Annotated in this window: 26 protein-coding genes; 3 read left to right on the top strand and 23 right to left on the bottom strand. The window is 45.8% G+C overall.

Annotation, left to right across the window (positions count from 1 at the left end):
* Positions 1 to 60: 60 nt before the first annotated feature.
* The 23 genes from glmU to F0251_RS14045 all read right to left on the bottom strand — a co-directional run bounded on the left by glmU (position 61) and on the right by F0251_RS14045 (position 20,252).
* The gene (gene glmU, locus F0251_RS14155) at positions 61 to 1,419 is read right to left on the bottom strand and encodes a bifunctional UDP-N-acetylglucosamine diphosphorylase/glucosamine-1-phosphate N-acetyltransferase GlmU (protein WP_008221377.1); all 1,359 of its coding nucleotides are present in this window, start codon (positions 1,417 to 1,419) and stop codon (positions 61 to 63) included.
* A 182-nt stretch (positions 1,420 to 1,601) separates the two neighbouring features.
* Positions 1,602 to 2,024, bottom strand: coding sequence for a F0F1 ATP synthase subunit epsilon (locus F0251_RS14150; RefSeq protein WP_004739296.1), 423 nt, complete (start codon positions 2,022 to 2,024; stop codon positions 1,602 to 1,604).
* A gap of 18 nt (positions 2,025 to 2,042) precedes the next feature.
* The gene (gene atpD, locus F0251_RS14145; protein ID WP_008221380.1) at positions 2,043 to 3,446 is read right to left on the bottom strand and encodes a F0F1 ATP synthase subunit beta; all 1,404 of its coding nucleotides are present in this window, start codon (positions 3,444 to 3,446) and stop codon (positions 2,043 to 2,045) included.
* Between the two features lie 51 nt (positions 3,447 to 3,497).
* Complete coding sequence (atpG, locus tag F0251_RS14140; protein WP_008221382.1) at positions 3,498 to 4,364, bottom strand: F0F1 ATP synthase subunit gamma; 867 nt, start codon at positions 4,362 to 4,364, stop codon at positions 3,498 to 3,500.
* Positions 4,365 to 4,412: 48 nt separating this feature from the next.
* On the bottom strand, positions 4,413 to 5,954 hold the full coding sequence (gene atpA, locus F0251_RS14135) for a F0F1 ATP synthase subunit alpha (RefSeq protein WP_008221384.1): 1,542 nt from the start codon (positions 5,952 to 5,954) through the stop codon (positions 4,413 to 4,415).
* A gap of 13 nt (positions 5,955 to 5,967) precedes the next feature.
* Entirely contained in the window at positions 5,968 to 6,501 is a 534-nt protein-coding gene (gene atpH, locus F0251_RS14130; protein ID WP_004739291.1) for a F0F1 ATP synthase subunit delta, read from the bottom strand.
* A gap of 15 nt (positions 6,502 to 6,516) precedes the next feature.
* Entirely contained in the window at positions 6,517 to 6,987 is a 471-nt protein-coding gene (atpF, locus tag F0251_RS14125) for a F0F1 ATP synthase subunit B (protein WP_032498590.1), read from the bottom strand.
* 59 nt (positions 6,988 to 7,046) lie between these two features.
* Complete coding sequence (gene atpE / locus F0251_RS14120) at positions 7,047 to 7,304, bottom strand: F0F1 ATP synthase subunit C (protein WP_004411110.1); 258 nt, start codon at positions 7,302 to 7,304, stop codon at positions 7,047 to 7,049.
* A gap of 51 nt (positions 7,305 to 7,355) precedes the next feature.
* Positions 7,356 to 8,153, bottom strand: a complete 798-nt coding sequence (atpB, locus tag F0251_RS14115; RefSeq protein WP_004739289.1) for a F0F1 ATP synthase subunit A — start codon at positions 8,151 to 8,153, stop codon at positions 7,356 to 7,358.
* An 8-nt stretch (positions 8,154 to 8,161) separates the two neighbouring features.
* Positions 8,162 to 8,551 carry a F0F1 ATP synthase subunit I gene (locus tag F0251_RS14110; protein ID WP_008221392.1) on the bottom strand — a complete coding sequence of 130 codons (390 nt, stop codon included), beginning with the start codon at positions 8,549 to 8,551 and terminating at the stop codon, positions 8,162 to 8,164.
* Between the two features lie 191 nt (positions 8,552 to 8,742).
* Positions 8,743 to 9,624, bottom strand: a complete 882-nt coding sequence (locus tag F0251_RS14105; RefSeq protein WP_061033953.1) for a ParB/RepB/Spo0J family partition protein — start codon at positions 9,622 to 9,624, stop codon at positions 8,743 to 8,745.
* 23 nt (positions 9,625 to 9,647) lie between these two features.
* The gene (locus tag F0251_RS14100; protein WP_026084427.1) at positions 9,648 to 10,421 is read right to left on the bottom strand and encodes a ParA family protein; all 774 of its coding nucleotides are present in this window, start codon (positions 10,419 to 10,421) and stop codon (positions 9,648 to 9,650) included.
* A gap of 14 nt (positions 10,422 to 10,435) precedes the next feature.
* A complete protein-coding gene (gene rsmG / locus F0251_RS14095) occupies positions 10,436 to 11,068 on the bottom strand; it encodes a 16S rRNA (guanine(527)-N(7))-methyltransferase RsmG (RefSeq protein ID WP_004739283.1) in 633 nt (210 codons plus the stop codon).
* The gene (gene mnmG / locus F0251_RS14090) at positions 11,068 to 12,963 is read right to left on the bottom strand and encodes a tRNA uridine-5-carboxymethylaminomethyl(34) synthesis enzyme MnmG (RefSeq protein ID WP_171731208.1); all 1,896 of its coding nucleotides are present in this window, start codon (positions 12,961 to 12,963) and stop codon (positions 11,068 to 11,070) included. Before mnmG ends, rsmG begins: the two co-directional genes overlap by 1 nt.
* A 482-nt stretch (positions 12,964 to 13,445) precedes the next feature.
* Positions 13,446 to 13,880, bottom strand: a complete 435-nt coding sequence (gene mioC, locus F0251_RS14085; RefSeq protein WP_171731207.1) for an FMN-binding protein MioC — start codon at positions 13,878 to 13,880, stop codon at positions 13,446 to 13,448.
* 49 nt (positions 13,881 to 13,929) lie between these two features.
* Positions 13,930 to 15,291 (bottom strand): tRNA uridine-5-carboxymethylaminomethyl(34) synthesis GTPase MnmE, encoded by a 1,362-nt coding sequence (gene mnmE / locus F0251_RS14080; protein WP_061033980.1) that lies wholly within the window; start codon positions 15,289 to 15,291, stop codon positions 13,930 to 13,932.
* A 129-nt stretch (positions 15,292 to 15,420) separates the two neighbouring features.
* Positions 15,421 to 17,043 carry a membrane protein insertase YidC gene (yidC, locus tag F0251_RS14075; protein ID WP_171731206.1) on the bottom strand — a complete coding sequence of 541 codons (1,623 nt, stop codon included), beginning with the start codon at positions 17,041 to 17,043 and terminating at the stop codon, positions 15,421 to 15,423.
* 2 nt (positions 17,044 to 17,045) lie between these two features.
* The gene (gene yidD, locus F0251_RS14070; protein ID WP_004735802.1) at positions 17,046 to 17,303 is read right to left on the bottom strand and encodes a membrane protein insertion efficiency factor YidD; all 258 of its coding nucleotides are present in this window, start codon (positions 17,301 to 17,303) and stop codon (positions 17,046 to 17,048) included.
* Positions 17,270 to 17,593: a ribonuclease P protein component gene (gene rnpA, locus F0251_RS14065; protein WP_017055478.1), complete on the bottom strand. Its 324-nt coding sequence runs from the start codon at positions 17,591 to 17,593 to the stop codon at positions 17,270 to 17,272. Before rnpA ends, yidD begins: the two co-directional genes overlap by 34 nt.
* A gap of 45 nt (positions 17,594 to 17,638) precedes the next feature.
* Positions 17,639 to 17,773, bottom strand: coding sequence for a 50S ribosomal protein L34 (gene rpmH / locus F0251_RS14060; protein WP_004735800.1), 135 nt, complete (start codon positions 17,771 to 17,773; stop codon positions 17,639 to 17,641).
* A 206-nt stretch (positions 17,774 to 17,979) separates the two neighbouring features.
* Positions 17,980 to 18,717 carry an amino acid ABC transporter ATP-binding protein gene (locus F0251_RS14055; RefSeq protein WP_061033949.1) on the bottom strand — a complete coding sequence of 246 codons (738 nt, stop codon included), beginning with the start codon at positions 18,715 to 18,717 and terminating at the stop codon, positions 17,980 to 17,982.
* Complete coding sequence (locus F0251_RS14050; protein WP_004739268.1) at positions 18,714 to 19,385, bottom strand: amino acid ABC transporter permease; 672 nt, start codon at positions 19,383 to 19,385, stop codon at positions 18,714 to 18,716. The genes F0251_RS14055 and F0251_RS14050 overlap by 4 nt, the downstream gene beginning before the upstream one ends.
* 117 nt (positions 19,386 to 19,502) lie before the next feature.
* Entirely contained in the window at positions 19,503 to 20,252 is a 750-nt protein-coding gene (locus F0251_RS14045; protein ID WP_008224665.1) for an amino acid ABC transporter substrate-binding protein, read from the bottom strand.
* 310 nt (positions 20,253 to 20,562) lie between these two features.
* On the opposite strand from F0251_RS14045, the gene dnaA reads away from it, so the two are divergent.
* The 3 genes from dnaA to recF all read left to right on the top strand — a co-directional run bounded on the left by dnaA (position 20,563) and on the right by recF (position 24,289).
* Positions 20,563 to 21,990 (top strand): chromosomal replication initiator protein DnaA, encoded by a 1,428-nt coding sequence (gene dnaA, locus F0251_RS14040; protein WP_004739264.1) that lies wholly within the window; start codon positions 20,563 to 20,565, stop codon positions 21,988 to 21,990.
* An 81-nt stretch (positions 21,991 to 22,071) separates the two neighbouring features.
* Positions 22,072 to 23,172 (top strand): DNA polymerase III subunit beta, encoded by a 1,101-nt coding sequence (gene dnaN, locus F0251_RS14035; RefSeq protein ID WP_116869869.1) that lies wholly within the window; start codon positions 22,072 to 22,074, stop codon positions 23,170 to 23,172.
* Positions 23,173 to 23,209: 37 nt separating this feature from the next.
* Positions 23,210 to 24,289, top strand: coding sequence for a DNA replication/repair protein RecF (gene recF / locus F0251_RS14030; RefSeq protein ID WP_061033946.1), 1,080 nt, complete (start codon positions 23,210 to 23,212; stop codon positions 24,287 to 24,289).
* The last annotated feature ends 4 nt before the right edge of the window (positions 24,290 to 24,293 follow it).

Here is a 24,293-nt window from a genome sequence, read left to right as displayed (position 1 = left end):
AAAAAGCCAGCAACGTAAGTTGCTGGCTTTCACAAGAATCAAACTTTAGGTGTTAGAAGATTACTTCTTCTTTGGGCGCTGCCAGTCCGCAATTTTGCGCTCTTTAGCACGGCTGATAACCAGTTCGTTCTCAGAAACGTCACGTGTTACCGTAGAACCAGCACCCACTGTCGCACCATTACCGATAGTAACAGGCGCGATTAATTGGCTATCAGAGCCAACGAATACGTCATCGCCAATGATGGTCTTAAACTTATTCGCACCATCGTAGTTACAAGTAATAGCACCTGCACCCACGTTAACACGCTGACCAATCTCTGCGTCACCTAAGTAAGTAAGGTGGTTCGCTTTAGAGCCTTCACCAAGACGAGTGTTCTTCACTTCAACAAAGTTACCAACATGCGAATCATTGCGCATGTCAGCGCCTGGACGTAGGCGAGTAAATGGACCAACTGTGCAGTCTTCACCAACAGTCGCACCTTCAATTACGCTGTATGGGCGAATAACGGTGTTGTCATCAATTTCGCAGTCTTTTAGTACACAGCCAGTACCGATAACCACGTTATCACCAATGCTTACACTGCCTTCAATAATAACGTTGGTGTCGATCTCAACGTCCATACCACATTGTAGTTCGCCACGTAGATCAAAGCGACTAGGGTCGCGTAGCATAACGCCCTGCTTCAATAGTTTGTCAGCTTGTTCTGCTTGGTAAGCACGCTCTAAACGAGCAAGTTGAGAGCGATCGTTCACGCCTTCAACTTCAATTGGGCTTACAGGGTGTACCGCTTCTACCGCACGACCTTCATCGTGAGCTGCAGCAATCACGTCAGTTAGATAGTATTCACCTTGCGCGTTGTCATTGCTTAGACCTGACAACCAACGCTTCAGATCGCCACCTGTCGCAACCATCACGCCGGTGTTGATCTCTTTGATAAGCTTCTGCTCATCCGTTGCATCTTTTTGTTCAACGATCGCCACTACTGGACCATTGCGACGAATGATACGGCCGTAACCCATTGGGTTATCCAGCACAACCGTGAGTAGTGCGATGCCACCATTTGGTTGAGCGTCTAATAGGTTTTCAATGGTTTCAGGCGAGATAAGCGGAACATCACCGTAAAGCACCAGGACTTTCTCATCATCAGCAAAGTGCGCTGATGCCTGATCAACCGCGTGGCCTGTACCTAACTGCTCTGCTTGCAGTGCCCAATTTACCGATTCCTCAGCCAAAGTAGCCTTCATCTGATCACCACCATGACCATAAACCAAGTGGATATTTTGAGCGCCTAGACCATTACAGGTATCGATCACATGCTTCACCATTGGTTTGCCCGCAAGAGTGTGCAGAACCTTTGGTGTGTTTGAGTACATGCGAGTACCTTTGCCCGCTGCAAGAATTACCGCGCTAAACTTCATTGTAAACCTATCCGACGTAATTTTTATTAAGCTGATATTGTAACCGTTTTGAGGCAAAAACTTAAATCGTAATAACCATTTAAACGTTAGGTATACGTATAGAGAGCGTTTATGAGAGCGCAAAAAACAAAAAGGCGACCCTTAGGTCGCCTTTAGCTCAGAACCAATAATCTTATAAAAGATTAGCGGCGCTGTTTTGTCAGTTCGATAACTCGTAACTGAGCAATGGCTTTAGCCAGTTCACCGGCCGCTTGTGCGAAGTCTATGTCGCCATGCTGATTTTGGATATTCTCCACAGCCTTGCGCTTAGCTTCTTCCGCCTTTGCTGCGTCTAGTTCTTCACCACGGATAGCTGTATCAGCCAGTACAGTCGCTGTACCAGGCTGAACTTCTACCATACCACCAGAAACATAAATGATTTCTTCGTGGCCGTGCTGCTTAACAATACGCACCATACCAGGCTTGATAGCGGTCAGCAGTGGAGTATGACCATGGAAAATACCAAGTTCACCCTCACTACCGGTCACCTGAAACGTCTCAACAAGACCAGAGAAAAGCTTTTTCTCTGCACTTACTACGTCTAGGTGAAAGGTTATTGCTGCCATATCGCCTCCTAGTTAGCCTTATAGCTTCTTAGCATTCTCAATAGCTTCGTCGATAGTACCGCAGTACATAAACGCTTGCTCTGGAATGTCATCGTATTCACCAGATAGTAGACCTTGGAAGCCACGTAGAGTCTCTTTTAGAGGTACGTAAACACCTGGGTCACCAGTAAATACTTCCGCTACGTGGTAAGGCTGAGTAAGGAACTTCTCAATCTTACGAGCACGAGATACTACCTGCTTATCTTCTTCAGATAGCTCGTCCATACCTAGGATAGCAATGATATCTTTCAGCTCTTTATAGCGCTGAAGTGTAGACTGAACGCCACGAGCGATGTCGTAGTGCTCTTGTCCAACTACCAATGGATCCAGTTGGCGAGATGTAGAATCTAGCGGGTCGATCGCTGGGTATAGACCCATAGCTGCGATGTTACGGTTAAGTACAACCGTTGCATCCAAGTGCGCGAACGTTGTTGCTGGAGACGGGTCAGTCAAGTCATCCGCAGGTACGTATACCGCCTGTACAGACGTGATAGAACCTTGCTTAGTTGACGTAATACGCTCTTGTAGAACACCCATTTCTTCTGCAAGAGTAGGTTGGTAACCTACCGCAGAAGGCATACGGCCTAGAAGTGCTGATACCTCAGTACCTGCAAGCGTGTAACGGTAGATGTTATCTACGAATAGTAGAACGTCACGACCTTCGTCACGGAAACGCTCAGCCATTGTTAGACCAGTCAGTGCAACACGTAGACGGTTACCTGGTGGCTCGTTCATCTGACCGTAAACCATCGCTACTTTAGATTCTTCAGGGTTTTCAACGTTTACAACGCCTGCTTCCTGCATTTCAAAGTAGAAATCGTTACCTTCACGAGTACGCTCACCTACACCTGCAAATACAGATAGGCCAGAGTGTTGAAGTGCGATGTTGTTGATAAGTTCCATCATGTTAACGGTCTTACCTACACCTGCACCACCGAATAGACCGATTTTACCACCCTTAGCGAATGGACAAACCAAGTCGATTACCTTAACACCCGTCTCTAGAAGAGCTGTCTCGTTAGACTGTTCTTCGTAGCTTGGAGCTTCACGGTGAATTGCGTAGTGCTCTTCTGCACCGATTTCACCACACTCATCAATCGCGTCACCTAGAACGTTCATGATACGACCTAAGGTCTTAGTACCTACTGGTACTGAGATTGGAGCGCCAGTATTTTCAACTGTCAAACCACGACGTAAACCATCAGAGCTACCCATTACGATTGCGCGAACTACGCCACCGCCAAGTTGTTGCTGAACTTCAAGAACTAGACGCTCTTTCACTTCATTAACATTCAGAGCATCGTATACACGAGGTACTTCGCCCTGTGGGAACTCTACGTCGACTACCGCACCGATGATCTGTACGATCTTACCTGTAGCCATCGTTAATCCTCTAACTATTTAGTTTTACCTAAGCTTAAAACGAATAAGCGATTAAACCGCTGCTGCGCCTGAAACGATTTCAGAAAGTTCTTGTGTAATAGCCGCTTGACGCGCCTTGTTGTACACAAGCTCTAAATCATCGATTAGGTCGCTAGCGTTGTCGGTTGCAGCTTTCATTGCAATCATTCGAGCCGCTTGCTCACAAGCAAGGTTCTCTACCACACCTTGGTACACTTGAGATTCGACGTAACGAACCAATAGTGCATCTAGTAGTGGTTTTGGCTCAGGCTCATAAATGTAGTCCCAAGCATGATCGCGCTGCATATCTTCGCTATCTGATTTAGGCAAAGGAAGTAATTGATCGATCGTTGGTTCTTGTACCATAGTGTTTTCAAACTTGTTGAACACTACGAACAGGCGATCCAATTCACCTTCATCATATTTCTTTAGCATTACGCTTACAGAGCCGATTAAGTCTTCAAGGCTTGGGCTATCGCCTAGGCCAGAAACTTGAGCTGCTACTTTCGCGCCGCTGTTGTTGAAAAATGCTGTTGCTTTTGAACCGATAATTGCCAGTTCAACGTCAGCACCTTTCTCAGACCAATCTTTCATGTCGTTCATGGCTTTCTTGAACAAGTTAATGTTCAAACCACCACAAAGACCACGGTCTGTAGAAACGATGATGTAACCAACACGTTTGGCTTCACGTTCCTCAAGATAAGGATGCTTATACTCAAGGCTACCGTTAGCCAAATGACCGATCACTTTACGCATTGTTTCTGCATATGGACGAGTAGCTTCCATTGCGTCTTGAGAACGACGCATTTTTGAAGCTGCTACCATTTCCATTGCTTTCGTAATCTTCTGTGTGCTTTTAACACTACCGATTTTATTACGTATCTCTTTTGCGCCGGCCATCGTTACTCTCCGTTAATGGTATGAGGTGACCCGAAGGCCACCCACCAATTACCAGGTCTGGGTTGCTTTGAAATCGTCAACAAGCTTCTTCAGCTCAGCTTCGATATCATTGTTGTAAGCACCCGTTGTGTCGATCTGTGTAGCTAGATCGCCATATTGACCGCGAGCAAACGATAGTAAAGCAGCTTCAAAGTCTAGAAGCTTAGCAAGCTCTACGTCTTGAAGGTAACCACGCTCTGCAGCGAAGATTACAAGTGCTTGGTCAAATACAGACATAGGAGCGTATTGCTTCTGCTTCATTAGCTCTGTAACTTTTTGACCATGGTCTAGCTGCTTCTTAGTCGCTTCATCAAGGTCAGACGAGAACTGTGCGAATGCCGCAAGTTCACGGTACTGTGCTAGAGCTGTACGGATACCGCCAGATAGCTTCTTGATGATTTTAGTCTGCGCTGAACCACCTACACGAGATACTGAGATACCTGGGTCAACAGCTGGACGTACGCCCGCGTTGAATAGCTCAGTTTGTAGGAAGATCTGACCATCGGTAATCGAGATTACGTTCGTCGGTACGAATGCAGATACGTCACCAGCTTGCGTTTCGATGATAGGAAGAGCAGTTAAAGAACCAGTCTTGCCTTTCACTTCACCGTTAGTGAATGTTTCTACGTAGTGTTCGCTTACACGAGCAGCACGCTCTAGTAGACGAGAGTGAAGGTAGAAAACATCACCTGGGAACGCTTCACGACCTGGTGGACGCTTAAGTAGTAGCGAGATCTGACGGTAAGCTACTGCTTGCTTAGATAGATCATCATAAACAATCAGTGCATCTTCACCGCGATCACGGAAGTATTCACCCATCGCACAACCTGCGTATGGCGCTAGGTATTGTAGCGCTGCAGATTCAGAAGCTGATGCAACAACAACGATAGTGTTAGCTAGCGCGCCGTGCTCTTCTAGTTTGCGAACTACGTTAGCGATAGTCGATGCTTTCTGACCGATTGCTACGTAGATAGAGAAAATACCTGAATCTTTTTGGTTAATAATCGCATCGATCGCCATCGCTGTTTTACCAGTTTGACGGTCACCGATTACTAGTTCACGTTGACCACGACCGATTGGGATCATTGAGTCAACAGACTTGTAACCAGTTTGTACAGGTTGATCTACCGATTTACGGTCGATTACACCTGGTGCAATTACTTCTACAGGCGAAGTCAGTTTCGCTTCGATAGGACCTTTGCCATCAATTGGCTCACCTAGTGTGTTTACAACACGACCAAGTAGTTCTGGACCTACTGGCACTTCAAGAATGCGGCCAGTACCTGTAACTTTCATGCCTTCCTGTAGGTCAGCATATGGGCCCATTACAACAGCACCAACCGAATCACGGTTCAAGTTAAGTGCTAGCGCGTAACGGCCACCCGGTAGTTCAATCATTTCACCTTGCATCACGTCCGCTAGGCCGTGAATGCTAAGGATGCCATCGCTTACCGAAACGATAGTACCTTCATTGCGAGCTTCACTAACAACGTCGAAAGATTCAATACGTTGTTTAATTAGATCGCTAATTTCAGTGGAATTAAGTTGCATGCTCCAATCCCCATTAAGACTGCAATGCATCGCTCAGGCGGTCTAGTCGACCACGCGCTGAGTTATCGATGACTAGGTCTCCGGCTCGAATAATAACTCCGCTAAGCAGAGTCTCATCTATACTGCAATTCAGCTGTACTTTGCGCGCTAGGCGCTGTTCCAATTTGCTGCTGATATCTGCGCGTTGTTCTTCAGAAAGTTCAACCGCTGAAGTTACTTCAACGTCGATCTCTTTCTCGTGCTCTTGTTTGAGCAATAAGAACTCTTTGCAAACATCAGGAAAAGCCATTAAGCGGCCATTCTCTGCCATCACTTTAATCAAGTTCTGGCCGAATTCATCAAATTGTTCGCCACAAACTGCAATGAATACTTCCGCTAATTTTTCAGCAGTTAGAGAACTGCTTAGTAGATTGTGGATATCATTGTTTTGTGCCACTTCGGCAGCAAAAGAGAGCATTTGACTCCATTGGTCAAGCTCACCTTTCTCTACCGCAAAGTCAAAAGCTGCTTTAGCATAGGGGCGTGCGATTGTTGTCAAATCAGACATATACAGCCCCTTGCTTTAAAGTTTTGCAGTAATGTTGTCAAGAAGGTCTTTGTGTACGTCTTTATCGATCGTACGCTCAAGGATCTTCTCAGCACCAGCTATAGCCAGAGTTGCGACTTGTTTGCGCAGGTCATCACGGGCACGTGTGCGCTCAGCTTCAAGTTCTGCTTCCGCTTGCGCTAAGATTTTCTGGCGTTCTGCCTGAGCTTCTTCGCGAGCTTCATCAATAATTTGAGCTTTACGTTTGTTTGCCTGTTCAATAACCTCAGTTGCAGTGCGCTTTGCTTCTTTCATTTGCTCAGAAGCGTTGGCTTGTGCCAGGTTCAAGTCTTTAGCAGCGCGCTCAGCGGCTACTAGACCGTCAGCAATTTTCTTCTGACGCTCTTCAATTGCTTGCATGATTGGTGGCCATACATATTTCATGCAGAACCAAACAAACAGTGAAAAAGCAATTGCTTGACCTAGCAGAGTTGCGTTCATATTCACAACAGCTACCCCTCGTTAAGAATCAACTACAAAAATTTAATTAACTATTGAAGAGTTAATTAGCCTGCTAGTTGACCAACAAATGGGTTAGCAAACGTGAATAGTAGTGCGATTACGATACCGATCATTGGAACAGCATCCAGTAGACCAGCGATGATGAACATCTTAACTTGTAGCATAGGAGCCATTTCAGGTTGACGCGCAGCGCCTTCTAGGAATTTACCACCAAGAATAGCAAAACCAATTGCAGTACCTACGGCACAAAGACCAACAATAATAGCAACAGCGATTGCTGAAAAACTTAGTACAGTTTCCATTTACGTTCTCCGATTAACATTAATAGTTAGAATAAAGCTTAAAAATTTTTTTTAGTGATCACTATCTTCATGAGCCATTGATAAGTAAACAATTGTCAACATCATGAAAACAAATGCTTGAATCAAAATAACCAAGATATGGAAGATAGCCCAAGGTAGTGCACCTACCCATTGTAAGTACCACGGTAGCATTGCCGCGATAAGAATAAACACCACCTCACCCGCAAACATATTACCAAATAAACGCATACCTAGAGATAGTGGCTTCGCCAGAAGCGAAATTACCTCAAGTACCAAGTTAAATGGAATCATGATTGGGTGATTAAATGGATGCAGTGCCAATTCTTTAGCAAATCCGCCCAAGCCTTTTACTTTGATGCTGTAGTAGATCATCAGAGCAAAAACACCTAGAGCCATTGCCATAGTTATATTTACATCAGCTGTAGGAACCACTTTCAAGTAAGGGATGCCTAACCAATGCTCTGCAGGATATGGTAAGAAATCGATTGGCACTAAGTCCATCAAGTTCATTAAAATAATCCAGCAGAATATAGTCAGTGCTAATGGGGCAATCAGCGGGTTGCGGCCATGGAAAGTTTCCTTAACGTTGTCGCCAACGAATTCCACTACCATTTCTACAAAACACTGAAGCTTACCAGGTACACCTACTGTTGCTTTCTTAGCGACTGAGCGAAAAACCCAAAGGAATAACATCCCTGTCAACACCGAAAAAAACAGACTGTCTATATGTACGTTCCAGAAACTTGTCTCCTCTACAAAACCTAACTTAGCTAAAGATAGATTCTGTAAGTGGTGTTCAATGTATCCGGATGCTGTTGCCGCAGCCATAACTCGTCCTATTTCTTATTGTTAATGAAAAGCACTGGCGCAAAGATATTAATACCAAGAACCAGTAAATAGGTCAGTTTGAGGGGGATTAACTCCACCTGCATATACATGTAGACAATAGAGAATAGTAGAACTGTGATTAGGATTTTTAGCGCTTCGCCAGCATAGAACGACGCCGCAACTAACTTAGTCGCACGAGCTCCACAAAATAGGAAAGCACACACACAAAAAACTACATTCGCGATGACAAAAATGCCGCCACCGATTAATGCAGCAAAACCCCAGTCAGGATTAACAGCTAAACCTAACCCTATCGCCACTAATATAACCGCGCTAAGCTCGATCAATAACATTTGCTTTGCAAGCACTCGTCCTGGTCTTGCTAACGCCGCTACCATGTATTCGTTCCTCTTTAAGCCCACTTTACCACTCGCTCAAAAGCGTGCTGAGAAATTGGCGAAAATTATACGTTCAGCCAAATTGATTGCAATAAGAACGCTGCAATCATTTACATTTTTGCATACAAACCGACAACTTTTGTACGAAATTACTTGTTTATTACATAATTGACCTAAATCAATTATCTCATTTAGTACTCTAATTTAGCAATAAGTTGCTCTAATTTGTGAGGCTCATCAAGAGTAATCGTCACTTTTGACTTACCGCTAACAGAACGAGTAACTGAAACGTTTGCTTGCAATTTTTCCGTGAGTCTTCGTGAAAGTTCGATAGCTTCTGTGTCTTCAGGCTTCGATTCTGGTTCAACGTCTGGTTTTAAACACTTTTTAACAAGTTGTTCAGTTTGACGCACGGTCATGTTTTTGGTCGCCGCAGTGTTCGCTGCCTCAACCTGGGTATCACCTTCAAGCGCAAGCAGTGCTCGAGCATGCCCCATTTCCAGTTGTTTGTTGGAAACTAAACCTTTTACTTCATTTTCGAGCTGATTTAGACGTAATAAGTTACTAACCGTTGCTCTCGATTTACCAATCACATCAGCAACTTGCTGATGCGTCAGTTCAAATTCATTCTGTAAGCGCTCTAGCGCTTGTGCTTCTTCGATAACATTCAGGTCTTCACGCTGAATATTCTCGATTAACGCCATCGCAATCGCGGCTTTGTCTTCCACTCGCTTGATAAGACATGGCACTTGCTTAAGGCCCGCTTGACGAGCCGCTCTCCAACGACGCTCACCCGCAATAATCTCATACTGATCTTGCGCTAATGGACGTACAACGATTGGCTGGATGATGCCTTGAGATTGAATTGAAGCCGCCAGCTCTTCTAGCGCTTCTGGCGCAATATCTTTACGCGGTTGATATACCCCTGGTTTCAAGCAACCAACAGCCAACTCAGTGAGCTCTCCATCAGCCGATAACGCCTGACTATGAGAAGCAACTTGCTGTTTTTCACGAGCCAACGAGCTAGTTGCAAGCAGTGCATCTAACCCTTTTCCTAAACCACGCTTAGACATTGAGCGAATTCCTTTGATTAGACCTATACTGGGACTTCTTCACGACGCAACATTTCGCCTGCGAGAGCAAGATATGCTTTGGCACCAGCGGAATATTTGTCGTAGTACATTGCAGGCTTGCCGTGACTCGGCGCTTCAGCTAAACGTACATTTCGAGGGATCACAGTTCGGTAAACCTTGCTACCGAAGTGCTTTTTGAGTTGATCAGATACTTCGTTCGATAAGCGGTTACGCGGATCATACATAGTACGCAGAAGACCTTCGATCTTCAGGTTCTCGTTAACGACCGCTGCGAGCTTACTGATGGTATCCATCAACGCAGTCAAACCTTCAAGTGCAAAGTATTCACATTGCATTGGAACTAACACGGAATCGGCTGCAGCCATCGCGTTAATTGTAAGAAGGTTTAGAGAAGGTGGGCAATCAATAAAGATGAAATCATAATTATCGCGAATGGATGCGAGTGCATTCTTAAGGCGAACTTCACGCGCAAACACTTCCATCAGCTTGATTTCTGCCGCAGTAACATCACCGTTAGCGGCGATGAGGTCATAATTGCCAGATGTACTTCGACAAACTACCTCATCAAATGGGGTGTCTTCAACCAACAAATCGTAAGCAGTTGCTTCAACCTGATATTTGTCGACACCGCTCGCCATAGTGGCATTACCTTGAGGATCGAGGTCAACAACCAATATCTTGCGCTTTGTCGCCGCCATTGATGCTGCTAAGTTAATGCAAGTTGTTGTTTTTCCTACGCCGCCCTTCTGGTTGGCAATTGCTACGATTCTACCCACTATGGCCTCGCTGATTATCCCTGACGCGATAAAGTTACTAGATGACGCTCTCCATCAAGCTCTGGTACTCGCAAAGCTTTGATGTCTGTCACTGAACACCATTCAGGTAACAGGTCGATTTCATCTCTAGGATGTTGTCCCTTAAGAGCCAAAAATACACCGGATTGCTCTTTAGGTAAATGGTGACACCACTCTACCATGTCTGTCATTGACGCAAATGCGCGACTGAGCACTGCATCAAACTTTTCTTCAGGTTGAAACTCTTCAACACGGCTTTGGACCGGCACGACGTTGTCGATTCCCAACTCGTGAACCACCTGCTTAATAAAACGAATACGCTTACCTAAGCTATCTAGCAAGTAAAACTCGCAGTCTGGATTCATGATTGAGAGCGGAATCCCAGGTAAGCCAGGTCCGGTTCCCACATCGATAAAGCGCTTACCCTGTAAGTGAGTGCTAACAATGATGCTATCTAAGATATGTTTCACCATCATTTCTAATGGGTCACGAACCGAAGTCAGATTGTAAGCCTTGTTCCATTTGTTGAGTAACTCAACATAGCCAACTAGCTGGCTACGTTGTTTTTCAGATACTTCTAGGTCAGTCTGGCCAATCAGGTGATCCAGTTTTTCGCGTAATACGCTCATTATGCTTCCTCACCCTTTTTCAACAGGCCGTGTTTTTTCAAGTAAACCAGTAGGATTGAAATTGCCGCAGGTGTAATACCCGAAATACGAGAAGCAATACCAATTGAATCCGGTTTAGCGTTAGTTAGTTTTAGAACTACTTCGTTAGAAAGCCCTTTTACCTGGCTGTAATCAATATCAGCAGGCAGTTTGGTGTTTTCATGACGCAGTGATTTTTCAATTTCGTCTTGTTGACGCTGAATGTAGCCTTCGTACTTCACTTGGATCTCAACTTGCTCAGCCGCTTGTTGATCTTCCAGTGCTGGAGAAAAACGATCCAGAGCCGTCAGCTGTGAATAAGTCATTTCTGGACGACGCAGAAGATCTTCGCCGCTCGCTTCACGAGACATTGGTGTTTTTAGGATCTGGTTCAGCGCGCCAATATCTTCAGATTTTGGATTAATCCAAGTCTCTTTCAGACGCTGACGCTCTTTCTCCATGTTGTCCATCTTCTCGTTGAATCGAGCCCAACGCGCATCATCAACCAAACCAAGTTCACGAGATTTTTCTGTCAGACGGATATCGGCGTTGTCTTCACGAAGCAACAGACGGTATTCCGCACGAGACGTAAACATACGGTACGGTTCTTTGGTGCCCATAGTTGATAGGTCATCGATAAGAACGCCCATGTAAGCTTGGTCACGACGTGGGCTCCAGCCCTCTTTGCCTTGAGTGAATAAGCTTGCGTTTAAGCCAGCCATGAGACCTTGTGCTGCCGCTTCTTCATAACCGGTAGTACCGTTAATTTGACCAGCAAAGAACAAGCCTTTAATAAACTTAGTTTCGTAAGTCAGTTTTAGGTCGCGAGGATCAAAGAAATCATACTCAATTGCGTAGCCAGGACGCACGATGTGAGCATTTTCGAACCCCTTCATTGAGCGAACTATTTGAACCTGTACATCAAAAGGCAGACTAGTAGAGATACCATTCGGGTATAACTCATGTGTCGTTAGGCCTTCAGGTTCAATAAAAATTTGGTGGCTGTTTTTATCAGCAAAACGCATCACTTTGTCTTCAATCGAAGGACAGTAGCGAGGACCAATACCCTCAATCACGCCAGCGTACATCGGGCTGCGGTCAAGGTTGGCACGAATCACATCGTGCGTATTTTCATTGGTATGCGTGATGTAACATGGGATTTGGCGCGGCTGTTGTGCTCGGCTGCCCATGAATGAGAAAACCGGTGTTGGGTTATCACCGTGCTGAACCTCAAGTTCAGAAAAATCAACACTGCGCGCATCGATACGAGGAGGTGTACCTGTTTTCAGGCGATCAACTCGAAATGGAAGATCACGAAGTCGGTCAGCCAAAGCGATCGATGGTGGATCGCCAGCACGACCACCAGAAGAGCTTTCCATACCAATATGGATCTTACCGCCGAGGAATGTCCCTACCGTCAGTACCACAGCATCGGCACGGAACTTAAGGCCCATTTGAGTGACCACACCGACCACTTGATCCTGTTCAACGATCAGGTCATCAACCGATTGCTGGAACAAGGTTAGGTTTGGCGTGTTTTCAAGGACATTACGAACAAAGGCTTTGTAGAGTGCACGGTCTGCTTGAGCGCGAGTTGCACGAACCGCAGGGCCTTTTGATGCGTTTAATGTTCTGAATTGAATACCTGCATGATCAATAGCTTGCGCCATTAAACCACCCATAGCATCGACCTCTTTTACCAAGTGGCCCTTACCAATACCACCGATAGCTGGGTTGCAGGACATTTGTCCCAATGTATCGATATTGTGAGTAAGTAATAACGTACTTTGACCAGTACGTGCAGATGCGAGTGCGGCTTCCGTTCCTGCATGGCCACCACCAACAACGATGACGTCAAATTTTTCGTGATAAAGCATGAACCGACCTCAGGTATTCAAACGTTTTCTAGACTGATAAAAAGGAGCGATATTCTACCTGTTTTCATAGCTTGAGAAAACGTTTTTGGAATTTTTCGAATAAGCTGTTTTTAATTAATATAGATAAGATCTTTAAAGAGATCTTTTATTGGATCTATTATTAGGATCGAAGGTGGCTGTGGATAAGTCGAAAATAATCAACGAGATCATGGATCTTTTTTGGATCAAATGATGTGATCTAACTTTGATCAGGATGAGGATTAGCTGGGATCAAAATGGCTACTTATTCACAGGGGGAAATAGGCATAAAACTTATTATTTGGATAACTATAGGTTAATCACCGAATATGTATGATCTTATCCACAGCAGATCTTGAAAATAAATGGTTATTTTTCGGCTTTTACTCAAAAAAGTTATTCACAATCTCGATATTCAGGCATAAAAAAAGCGGCAAAAGCCGCTTTTTGAGGAGAAGAGGGGGTTAAAGCTGGTCGCTATGATCGTTAAACCACTCTTCTGCAGCGTCTTCGGGTACCGGAGTCTCCAATACATCGATGGTAAAACAGTCAGAAATCGCCTGTCCGCCAAGTTTTGTTAATAACTCATGAGCGGCTTGGCCTGCTGCGCAGAAGGTATCGTAACTTGAATCACCTATGGCTATCACAGCAAAGCGAACCTTATCGAGTTGAGGTGCGTGCTCTGTCAGATGGGCAATGAATGGCTTGATATTATCAGGGAATTCACCCGCACCATGGGTCGAGGTCACTACTAACCAGAAGCCTTGCTGAGGAATATCATTGTATTCAGGCTGGTTGTGCAGCGTTATCTCATGGCCTTGTTCTTCTAGAAGATCATTAAGGTGATCGCCAACGTATTCGGCGCCGCCTAAGGTGCTACCTGTAATAATGTGGATCATTAAGCTGTCCTTACTAAGAAAAAGGCCAGCATTCGCTGGCCTTTATAGGTTATTTACCGATACAGAAAGAAGAGAAGATACGACCTAAAAGATCGTCTGAGCTGAACTCACCTGTAATCTCGTTGAGGTGCTGTTGAGTGATACGAAGCTCTTCCGCTAAGATCTCCCCAGCCATGTAGCCTTCAAGTTGTTGCTGGCCAATATCCAAGTGCTCAGATGCGCGTTCTAGGGCGTCTAAGTGGCGACGACGCGCCATAAAGCCACCTTCATGACCACCAGCAAAGCCCATACACTCTTTTAGATGGCTGCGCAGTGCATCGACACCTTGGCCTGTTTTCGCTGATAGGCGGATTAGGGTTGGATCGTTCACATGGCAAATACCCAGCTCTTCATTGGTTTGATCCGCTTTGTTGCGAATCACCGTCATACCGATGTTATTTGGTAAACGATCAACGAAATCAGGCCAGATATCTTTCGGGTCAGTAGCATCGGTCGTGGTGCCATCCACCATAAATAGAACTCGGTCTGCTTGAGCAATTTCTTCCCAAGCTCGTTCAATACCGATTTTTTCGACTTCATCGGAAGCATCACGCAGACCCGCGGTATCAATAATGTGCAGTGGCATACCATCAATATGGATGTGTTCACGTAGTACATCACGCGTGGTGCCAGCAATATCAGTCACGATCGCCGATTCTTTGCCTGACAGGGCGTTCAGTAGGCTAGATTTACCGGCATTTGGGCGACCAGCAATCACCACCTTCATGCCTTCACGCATGATGGCACCCTGATTGGCTTCTTGGCGTACCGCCTCTAGGTTATCGATGATAGCCTGTAAGTCAGCACTTACTTTACCGTCAGCCAGAAAGTCGATTTCTTCTTCAGGGAAGTCTATCGCCGCTTCAACATAGATGCGCAGGTGAATCAGCGAATCCACTAGGGTGTTAATACGTTTTGAGAACTCACCCTGAAGAGATTGCAGTGCCGATTTGGCCGCTTCTTCTGAGCTTGCATCAATCAAGTCAGCAATCGCTTCGGCTTGGGTTAAGTCCATCTTGTCGTTCAAGAACGCACGCTCTGAGAACTCACCAGGACGAGCTGCACGCACGCCTGAGATGCCTAGGATGCGCTTGATGAGCATGTCCATAACCACTGGGCCGCCGTGACCTTGCAGCTCTAGAACGTCTTCGCCGGTAAAAGAGTGCGGGTTAGGGAAGTAGAGCGCGATACCTTGGTCGAGCTCGATGCCATCGGCAGATTTAAAAGGTAAGTACTCAGCGTAGCGAGGCTTAAGTGTTTTTCCCGTTACTTCTAGGGCAACCTGAGTCGCTAATGGACCGGAAACGCGGATAATACCGACGCCACCACGGCCGGGCGCGGTCGCTTGAGCAACAATCGTATCTGTAGTCATAGTTGTGCCTGCTAGCATGTGAACGCCAAAAAGGGCATTCACGATTAATCAATTAGCTGAATTGTAATCAGCTAAAAACAAAAAGGCGACCTTTTGGTCGCCTTTCTTTAGCTCTTTCTGTTATCGAACTTACTTAGAATGTAAGCCTTTCTTTTCCAGCGCGCGGTAGATAAGCGTTTGCTGAATCAGAGTTACGATGTTCGATACTAGCCAGTAAAGAACCAGACCTGAAGGGAAGAACAGGAAGAAGAATGTGAACATAACCGGCATAAAGGTCATGATCTTCTGCTGCATTGGATCCGTTACAGTCGTCGGGCTCATCTTCTGGATTAGGAACATTGAAGCCCCCATCAGAAGTGGCAAGATGTAGTATGGGTCTTGCGCTGAAAGGTCAGTAATCCAACCGAAGAACGGTGAGTGACGCAGTTCAACAGACTCCATTAGTGCCCAGTATAGCGAAATGAAGATAGGCATTTGCAGAAGGATAGGTAAACAGCCACCTAGTGGGTTTACTTTCTCTTTCTTGTAAAGCTCCATCATTTCTTGGCTCATGCGTTGACGGTCGTCGCCAATACGCTCACGCATTGCTGTCAGCTTAGGCTGAAGCATACGCATTTTCGCCATAGACGTGTACTGAGCTTTCGTTAGTGGGTACATAGCACCACGAACGATGAAAGTTAGGATGATAATTGCTACACCCCAGTTCGATACGAAGCCTTGAATGAACGAAAGCAGAGTATGAAGTGGTTTAGCAATGAACCATAGCCAGCCGTAATCTACTACCAAGTCTAGGTTTGGTGCAGTTGCTGCCATTTGGTCTTGAAGTTTTGGACCAACCCAAAGCGTTGCTTTAAAGCTCGCTTCGTCACCGCTAGCGATAGTTTTGTTCGGCATACGAACACCGATGTCGCCTAGGTTACCAATTACACGAGTGTAAAGGTTGCTGCCTGCTTCGTCGCGTGGAATCCAAGCACTTGCAAAGTAGTGTTGAATCATCGCTGCCCAACCTTGACCGTTTGCTAGGTTAAGAGATAGGTTGCGATCTTGCATATCGTCGAAGCTGTATTTCTTGTAACGCGTATCTTCCGTAGAGTAAGCACCACCACGGTAAGTTGGCATTGTTAGGCTACCGCCGTCATCCATAACGTTTTGACGTAGGTGAGCGTACATACCGAATGTCGCGTTGTTGCCAGAGTTGTTGACTACATCGTATTCAACGTCAATCGCGTAGCTGCCGCGCTTAAGGATGAATGTTTTTGTGTAATCTAGACCGTTCGCTTGGTAAGTCATTGGGATGCGTAGTTCATCCTGACCGTCAGCCAGCGTAAAGCTGTCTGCTGAAACCGTGTAGCTAGGGCGGTTAGTGCTGCTAAGGTCGATACCTTGAGGACCAACTAGACCGCTTTGCGCGATAAATTGGTGACCTGGTTCATTCTTAAGAAGAACAAAGCTCTCTTCAGAATCAAACTCAGCTGAGTAATCATTTAGGTTTGCTGTCACAACATCACCACCAACCGTATCAATTGACAGAGTCAGTACATCAGTGGTTACTGTGATAGTTTTTGCAGAAGAAGCAACTTGACCAGGAGCCGGGTCTAGATCATCTGCATAAGATGGCGCTGGTAGGGTGCTGCCAGATTGTGCCTGCTCAACCGCTTGAGGAGCTGGGTTCTTAGCTACATTCCATTGTTGGAAAAGTAGGAAAGAAACCAAAGCCAATGCGATTAACAGGATATTACGTTGAGAATCCATCGTTATTTATCTCTGTCTTGTTTTTGGACTGGTGGAACGGGGTCAAAGCCCCCTTCGTTCAAAGGATGGCATTTTAATAGACGTTTGCCTGATAACCAACACCCTTTTACAAAACCGTGAGCTTTCAACGCTTCTATCGCATATAAAGAGCAGGTTGGAGTAAATCGGCAGCGTGGGCCGATGAGTGGACTAATAAACCATCTATAAAAATAGATGGGTATTAGCGCTATCCACGCGAAGGGCGAGACAGGCGAAGCCATAATTTGTCGAGTAGCTTGAACATTTCTTCATTGCTTAAATCTTGCGCGCTCTTCTTAGCGATTACAACAAAATCTTTGTTAGGAAGTTTGTGCTGAGTGTTACGAAAGCTTTCACGAGTAAGACGCTTGAATCGATTACGACCCACGGCTGTTTTAATCTGTTTTTTCGGAACGGCTAATCCAAGACGAGGATTTGAAAGAGAGTTATTTCGAGCAATGATGGTGAAATGAGGAGAGCCAGCTCGATGAGCTTGCTTGAAGACATTTTGATAATGTTCGGGAGTTAACAAGCGTAACTCCCGACCGAAGGCTAGCTTATTCAAAATAATCAAAGATTACTTAGAAAGACGCTTACGGCCTTTTGCACGACGTGCATTGATTGTTGCGCGACCGTTCTTAGTAGCCATGCGAGCACGGAAACCGTGAGTACGCTTACGCTTTAGAACTGTAGGTTGAAAAGTGCGTTTCATTGTAATTACCTTACTGATCAGTAGTTTTAGGTTTTTGTTAAACCCGGCGTGGGCATTTTTTCTTTTCTTTATATAAGAAAGGAAAACCGACGCCTCTCAACAAAGAGGCGGAATTGTAATCACTGTCACAAAAAGTGTCAATGATTGGGTTAACTAAAATTCCGGTCGGGGGATTATACGTAGAATAACTAAAATCACAAGGATCCTTAGTCGATCCCCACCTTATTTAGGAATTTTTTTAATTTAGGATCTTGTGGATTACCAAAAATATCCTGTGGAGATCCCTGCTCGACAATATGGCCGTCAGCCATGAAGATCACTCGGTCTGCGACCTCTCTCGCGAACTGCATTTCATGGGTAACCACCAGCATGGTTTGATGCTGATTAGCCAATTTTTTCATTAGGTTAAGTACTTCGCCAACCCACTCAGGATCCAGCGCTGAAGTCGGCTCATCAAACAGTAAAAGCTCAGGTTGAAGTGCCATGGCACGACCAATACCGACACGTTGCTGCTGACCGCCAGAAAGCGCAGCTGGGTAGCTGTCTGCTTTGTCGCCTAGGCCGATATCATCGAGTATTTGTTGTGCTTTTTCATGCGCTTGCTGCTTCTTCCAGCCACGCACAGTAATTAAGCCTTCAGCAATGTTTTGCTTGGCGGTTTGATGAGCAAACAGGGCGTAGTTCTGGAAGACAAAGCCGGTCTTACGTCGCAGTGCTAGCACTTCTGCTTTTGTGTGCTTCTGGGCATCGACTTTGATGTCATCAATAGAGATCGTGCCTTGGTCGGCTTGCTCAAGAAAGTTCACACAACGCAGTAGCGTAGACTTACCAGTACCGCTTGAACCTATGATGACAATGATCTCACCTTGCTTGATTTCTAGGTCGATCCCTTTAAGAACTTCGGTGTCACCAAAGTGCTTGTGGATATTTTGTAATTTGATCATCGTACGTACGCCTTATTCAGTTTCACTTCGGCCCAGATTTGAATACGAGTGAGGATAACCACCACGCCCCAGTAAATCAGCGCCACTGCCAAGAAAGCCTCGAAGAAACGGAAGCTTGAAGACGCCTCCATCTGAGCCTTAGCCATAATCTCAGCCACACCTAGCGTGAAGGCGAGTGAGGTTGATTTGATCATATCGATGAAGTAATTCATCAGAGAAGGCAGAGCAACGCGGGTCGCTTGTGGCAAGATCACTCGACGCATCGCTTGGCTAGTCGTCATACCCACCGAAAGGCTCGCTTCCATCTGGCTGCGATCAATACCGATAATCGCGGCGCGAATACTCTCTGCCATGTAAGCGGCAAAGTGCAGGGTTAAACCAATGACGGCAGCGCTGAATGCATCTAAGCCAACCATCCACGGGAATACCTGAGGTAAGCCGTAATAAAGGAGGAATAGCTGAACCAGCAGTGGGGTGCCACGGAAGAAGCTAATGTAAAGCTGGCTGAGTTGGTCGAGTACTGGGATTTTGAACACACGAATGTTTGCCAGTATCACAGACAGGATCAGAGCAAAGAACAAGCCCCAAATCGCCATCTCCATGGTGGTGCCGAGATACTTTAACAGTATCGGCAGCAGCTCTAGCATGTAGTTAAAATCAAATCCCATAATCTATCTCGTATTTTTATTGGAAGTGTCGTTATATCAAGCGTTTTAATCAGTGATACAAAAGCAAAAAGCCCACCGCCGTGTAAGCAGTGGGCCTCGTATGGAGAGAGTGAGTGATTACTTCTGAGTAATGTCCGCACCAAACCATTTCTGAGAGATACTTTCTAGCGTACCATCTGCGCGCATTGCTGCTAATGCTTCGTTTACTTCTGCTTGCAGTTTCTTACCGTTATCGTTGTCTACGAAAGGCCAAGCATTTTCAATGGTTTCGAATGGCTGACCTGCTAGTTGTAATGGTAGACCAGTCTTCTTGATAAGCTCTAGTGCTGATAGGCGATCCATGACGAATGCATCGGCACGACCAAGAGCGACATCATGCTCAATACCAGTGTCGTAGGTCTTTACGTTGATCTTGCCATCTTTGTCGTAGCTGCGTAGCAGTTGCTCAAAGTTCGAGCCTAGGTTGACTGCAACAGTCTTGCCTGCAAGGTCTTCGATGCCTTTAATGCTGTCATTACCCTTACGAACGGTAATTTGTGCGCCATCTACTACGTATGGGTCTGCGAATAGGTATTTCGCTTTACGTGCATCCGTCATTGTAATTTGGTTAGAAATGGTATCGATTCGACCAGTTTCAAGAAGACCAAACAGACCAGAGAAGTTCGCTGTTACGTATTCAACCTTGTAGTCGTTACGTTTACCGATCTCATCCCATAAATCCACTTCAAAACCTTGTAGTTGGTCTTGCTTAACGAAAGTAAATGGGAAGTAGCGACCAGACATGCCGACTTTTACTTCAGTCGCAGCTTGAACAGTAGCAGCAGAGAGTGCGATAGCCGCAATTGCAGCCTTAATCCAGTTATTCATTTGGTAACTCCTTATATTTATGGGATTGGATGTTACTGGGAAAATGCTCGATAGAATAAATAACCAGATGTTATTAACCATAACTAGATCGCATTCTCATTTTGGGGATAACTAGCAAGGATCCGGGCATAAGTGGATCGTTGTGTGAGTAAATTAGGGGCAAGATGTGCGGATCCACCCATTAATTATAAATTTATTGTGAATAACTTGGATCTTATTCACTGGATCTGTGATCAATTGCTGGTGATCTGACTTATCAACAGGTAAAATTAGCAGTCATTTCATATTACTTAAATAGAGTGGGGGCACCGTGTCATCTTCGCTTTGGTTGCAGTGTTTGCAACAGCTTCAAGAAGAGTTACCAGCTACAGAATTCAGTATGTGGGTTCGTCCGTTACAAGCGGAGCTCAATGACAATACTCTAACTCTATTTGCACCGAACCGTTTCGTACTCGATTGGGTTCGTGATAAGTACTTAAATAGCATTAACCGTCTGCTGCAAGAATATTGCGGCAACGATATCCCGCATCTGCATTTTGAAGTAGGCAGCAAACGTGTATCGGCACCTAAGCCGGCAGCACCTGCATCTGCTCCAGCGCCAACTCGTACTGCTGCGGATGTAGCGGCAGAGTCTTCGGCGCCTGCACAGCTGCAAGCTCGTAAGCCAGTTCACAACACATGGCGCGATGAAGAGCCAGTGGATGTGGATATCAACCACCGTTCAAACGTCAACCCTAAACACAAGTTCAATAACTTCGTTGAGGGTAAGTCGAACCAACTTGGTTTGGCAGCAGCACGTCAGGTGGCGGATAACCCAGGCGCGGCATACAACCCACTATTTCTATACGGTGGCACCGGCCTAGGTAAAACTCACTTGTTGCACGCGGTAGGTAATGCCATTGTTGATGGTAAGCCGAATGCAAAAGTGGTGTACATGCACTCTGAGCGTTTTGTTCAGGATATGGTTAAAGCGCTACAAAATAACGCGATCGAAGAATTCAAACGCTACTACCGTAGTGTTGATGCATTGCTTATCGATGACATCCAATTCTTCGCTAATAAAGAGCGTTCTCAAGAAGAGTTCTTCCATACCTTTAATGCGCTGCTTGAAGGCAACCAACAGATCATCTTAACGTCTGACCGTTATCCAAAAGAGATCAACGGCGTAGAAGATCGTCTTAAATCTCGTTTCGGTTGGGGTTTGACGGTTGCGATCGAGCCACCAGAGCTTGAGACGCGTGTTGCGATCTTAATGAAGAAAGCAGAAGACCATCAAATTCATCTTGCGGATGAGGTGGCATTCTTTATTGCTAAGCGTCTGCGTTCTAACGTTCGTGAGCTAGAAGGCGCACTGAACCGTGTAATCGCGAATGCGAACTTCACTGGCCGCCCGATCACGATCGATTTCGTACGCGAAGCGCTACGTGATCTACTGGCTCTGCAAGAGAAGCTGGTTACTATCGATAATATTCAGAAGACCGTTGCTGAGTACTACAAAATCAAAGTGGCTGATCTGCTGTCTAAGCGTCGTTCTCGTTCTGTTGCTCGCCCACGTCAACTGGCGATGGCACTAGCAAAAGAGCTGACTAACCACAGCTTGCCTGAGATCGGTGATGCATTTGGTGGCCGTGACCACACCACGGTACTGCACGCTTGCCGTAAGATTGCTCAGCTGCGTGAAGAGAGCCACGACATTAAAGAAGATTATTCGAACTTGATTCGTACCCTTTCTTCTTAATACACAGTATTCTTAACCTTAATAAGCAGAATCTTGGTCACGTACATATGCTGCGTGCCATTTAGACCGTAAGAGCAAGATATGAAATTTACCATTGAACGTAGTCATCTGATTAAGCCATTACAACAAGTGTCTGGCGCGCTAGGTGGCAGGCCAACGCTTCCAATTCTAGGAAACCTACTGATTAAGGTAGAAGATAACGTGTTGTCGATGACAGCAACGGATCTAGAAGTTGAACTGATCAGCCGTGTAACGCTTGAAGGTGATTTCGAAGCGGGCAGCATCACAGTACCTTCTCGTAAATTCCTAGATATCTGCCGTGGTTTACCTGATAACTCAGTGATCACTGTGTTATTGGATGGTGACCGTGTTCAAGTACGCTCTGGTCGTAGCCGTTTCTCATTGGCAACCTTGCCTGCGGCCGATTTCCCTAATATTGAAGACTGGAGCAGTGAAGTTGAAGTGTCTGTGACACAGGCTGAACTGCGTGGTCTTATCGAAAAAACTCAATTCTCAATGGCGAACCAAGACGTTCGTTACTACCTCAACGGTATGTTGTTTGAGATTGAAGGCTCTACATTACGCAGTGTGGCGACCGATGGTCACCGTATGGCGGTATCTCAGGCTCAGCTTGGTGCGGATTTCGCACAGAAGCAGATCATTGTGCCTCGTAAAGGCGTGCAAGAGCTGGTGAAGCTATTGGATGCGCCTGAACAACCGGTAACACTGCAGATTGGTAACTCAAACGTGCGTGCTGAAGTGAACAACTATGTCTTCACTTCGAAGCTGGTTGATGGTCGTTTCCCAGATTATCGCCGCGTAATGCCGCAAAACACCACCAAAACGCTAGAAGCGGGTTGTGATGAACTGCGTTCAGCGTTCTCTCGAGCTGCGATTCTATCGAATGAAAAATTCCGTGGTGTTCGCGTTAACCTTGCAGATAGCGAGATGCGCATTACTGCTAACAACCCAGAGCAAGAAGAAGCCGAAGAGATGCTGGACGTGACCTTTGAGGGTGATGCACTAGAGATCGGCTTTAACGTAAGCTATGTACTTGATGTTCTCAATACACTGCGCTGTGAGCAAGTTCGTATCTCAATGTCAGACGCGAACGCGAGTGCCTTGATTGAAAATGCACAAGATGACAGCGCAATGTACGTTGTTATGCCAATCCGTCTGTAGAGTTGGTGCCATCGTTAATGATTAATGTGATGACGCTATGCCACTCTCTCGTCTAATCGTTAAGCAGTTTAGAAATATTGAAGCCTGTGACATTCAACCGTCATCAGGCTTTAACTTTCTTATAGGGCCTAACGGAAGCGGTAAAACCAGTGTTCTTGAAGCGGTATATCTGCTCGGCCACGGTCGCTCATTTAAGAGTTCCCTAACGGGACGTATCATACAAAATGAGTGTAGCGAACTGTTTGTGCACGGCCGTTTTATGACCTCGGATCAATTTGAGCTGCCAATTGGCATTAATAAGCAGCGCGATGGCACAACAGAGGTTAAAATAAGCGGTCAAACTGGGCAAAAACTCGCGCAGTTAGCGCAAGTCTTACCTTTGCAGTTGATTCACCCTGAAGGGTTTGATTTACTGACAGATGGACCTAAGCATCGCCGCGCATTCATTGATTGGGGAGTCTTCCACAGTGAGTCGGGTTTCTATGATGCATGGGGCAGGGTTAAGCGCCTCAATAAGCAGCGAAACGCCTTATTGAAAACGGCAACCCACTATCGAGAGCTGAGCTACTGGGACCAAGAACTGGCCCGTTTAGCGGAAAGCATCAGTGAGTGGCGTGCCACCTACGTTGATCAGCTTAAAGAAGTCGCCGAAGAGATCTGTGCGACCTTCCTACCTGAGTTTGAGATAAAGATTAACTACTATCGCGGCTGGGACAAAGACACCCCATACGCCGAGATATTAGAGAAGAATTTTGAGAGGGATCAGCAGCTTGGTTACACCTTTAGTGGGCCAAACAAAGCGGATCTGAAGATAAAAGTGAACGGCACTCCAGTGGAAGATGTCTTGTCACGAGGTCAATTGAAGTTGATGGTGTGTGCGTTGCGAGTTGCACAAGGGCAACACCTCACTCAAATGACAGGTAAGCAGTGCATCTATTTAATAGATGACTTCGCTTCCGAATTAGATAGCCAACGCCGCGCACGTCTTGCTGAGTGTTTAAAGGCGACCGAGGCTCAAGTTTTTGTAAGCTCTATTACCGCTGATCAGATTGCAGATATGCATGATGAAAATAGCAGGATGTTTCATGTGGAACATGGCAAAATAGAGCAAGGATAATTAG

It is taken from the genome of Vibrio sp. 070316B, from assembly GCF_013114115.1.
In the GTDB taxonomy this organism is placed as follows: domain Bacteria; phylum Pseudomonadota; class Gammaproteobacteria; order Enterobacterales; family Vibrionaceae; genus Vibrio; species Vibrio chagasii_B.
The sequence above is the reverse complement of the archived record's forward strand: the minus strand, read 5'-3'. Positions and strand labels throughout refer to the sequence as shown.

Bases quoted from the DNA above. Each gene is read 5' to 3' on its own strand.
- glmU (WP_008221377.1), bottom strand. From the start codon at position 1,419: ATGAAGTTTAGCGCGGTAATTCTTGCAGCGGGCAAAGGTACTCGCATG.
- F0251_RS14150 (WP_004739296.1), bottom strand. From the start codon at position 2,024: ATGGCAGCAATAACCTTTCACCTAGACGTAGTAAGTGCAGAGAAAAAG.
- atpD (WP_008221380.1), bottom strand. From the start codon at position 3,446: ATGGCTACAGGTAAGATCGTACAGATCATCGGTGCGGTAGTCGACGTA.
- atpG (WP_008221382.1), bottom strand. From the start codon at position 4,364: ATGGCCGGCGCAAAAGAGATACGTAATAAAATCGGTAGTGTTAAAAGC.
- atpA (WP_008221384.1), bottom strand. From the start codon at position 5,954: ATGCAACTTAATTCCACTGAAATTAGCGATCTAATTAAACAACGTATT.
- atpH (WP_004739291.1), bottom strand. From the start codon at position 6,501: ATGTCTGATTTGACAACAATCGCACGCCCCTATGCTAAAGCAGCTTTT.
- atpE (WP_004411110.1), bottom strand. From the start codon at position 7,304: ATGGAAACTGTACTAAGTTTTTCAGCAATCGCTGTTGCTATTATTGTT.
- atpB (WP_004739289.1), bottom strand. From the start codon at position 8,153: ATGGCTGCGGCAACAGCATCCGGATACATTGAACACCACTTACAGAAT.
- F0251_RS14110 (WP_008221392.1), bottom strand. From the start codon at position 8,551: ATGGTAGCGGCGTTAGCAAGACCAGGACGAGTGCTTGCAAAGCAAATG.
- F0251_RS14105 (WP_061033953.1), bottom strand. From the start codon at position 9,624: ATGTCTAAGCGTGGTTTAGGAAAAGGGTTAGATGCACTGCTTGCAACT.
- rsmG (WP_004739283.1), bottom strand. From the start codon at position 11,068: ATGAGCGTATTACGCGAAAAACTGGATCACCTGATTGGCCAGACTGAC.
- mnmG (WP_171731208.1), bottom strand. From the start codon at position 12,963: ATGCTTTATCACGAAAAATTTGACGTCATCGTTGTTGGTGGTGGCCAT.
- mioC (WP_171731207.1), bottom strand. From the start codon at position 13,880: ATGATCCACATTATTACAGGTAGCACCTTAGGCGGCGCCGAATACGTT.
- mnmE (WP_061033980.1), bottom strand. From the start codon at position 15,291: ATGACTACAGATACGATTGTTGCTCAAGCGACCGCGCCCGGCCGTGGT.
- yidC (WP_171731206.1), bottom strand. From the start codon at position 17,043: ATGGATTCTCAACGTAATATCCTGTTAATCGCATTGGCTTTGGTTTCT.
- yidD (WP_004735802.1), bottom strand. From the start codon at position 17,303: ATGGCTTCGCCTGTCTCGCCCTTCGCGTGGATAGCGCTAATACCCATC.
- rpmH (WP_004735800.1), bottom strand. From the start codon at position 17,773: ATGAAACGCACTTTTCAACCTACAGTTCTAAAGCGTAAGCGTACTCAC.
- F0251_RS14055 (WP_061033949.1), bottom strand. From the start codon at position 18,717: ATGATCAAATTACAAAATATCCACAAGCACTTTGGTGACACCGAAGTT.
- F0251_RS14050 (WP_004739268.1), bottom strand. From the start codon at position 19,385: ATGGGATTTGATTTTAACTACATGCTAGAGCTGCTGCCGATACTGTTA.
- F0251_RS14045 (WP_008224665.1), bottom strand. From the start codon at position 20,252: ATGAATAACTGGATTAAGGCTGCAATTGCGGCTATCGCACTCTCTGCT.
- dnaN (WP_116869869.1), top strand. From the start codon at position 22,072: ATGAAATTTACCATTGAACGTAGTCATCTGATTAAGCCATTACAACAA.
- recF (WP_061033946.1), top strand. From the start codon at position 23,210: ATGCCACTCTCTCGTCTAATCGTTAAGCAGTTTAGAAATATTGAAGCC.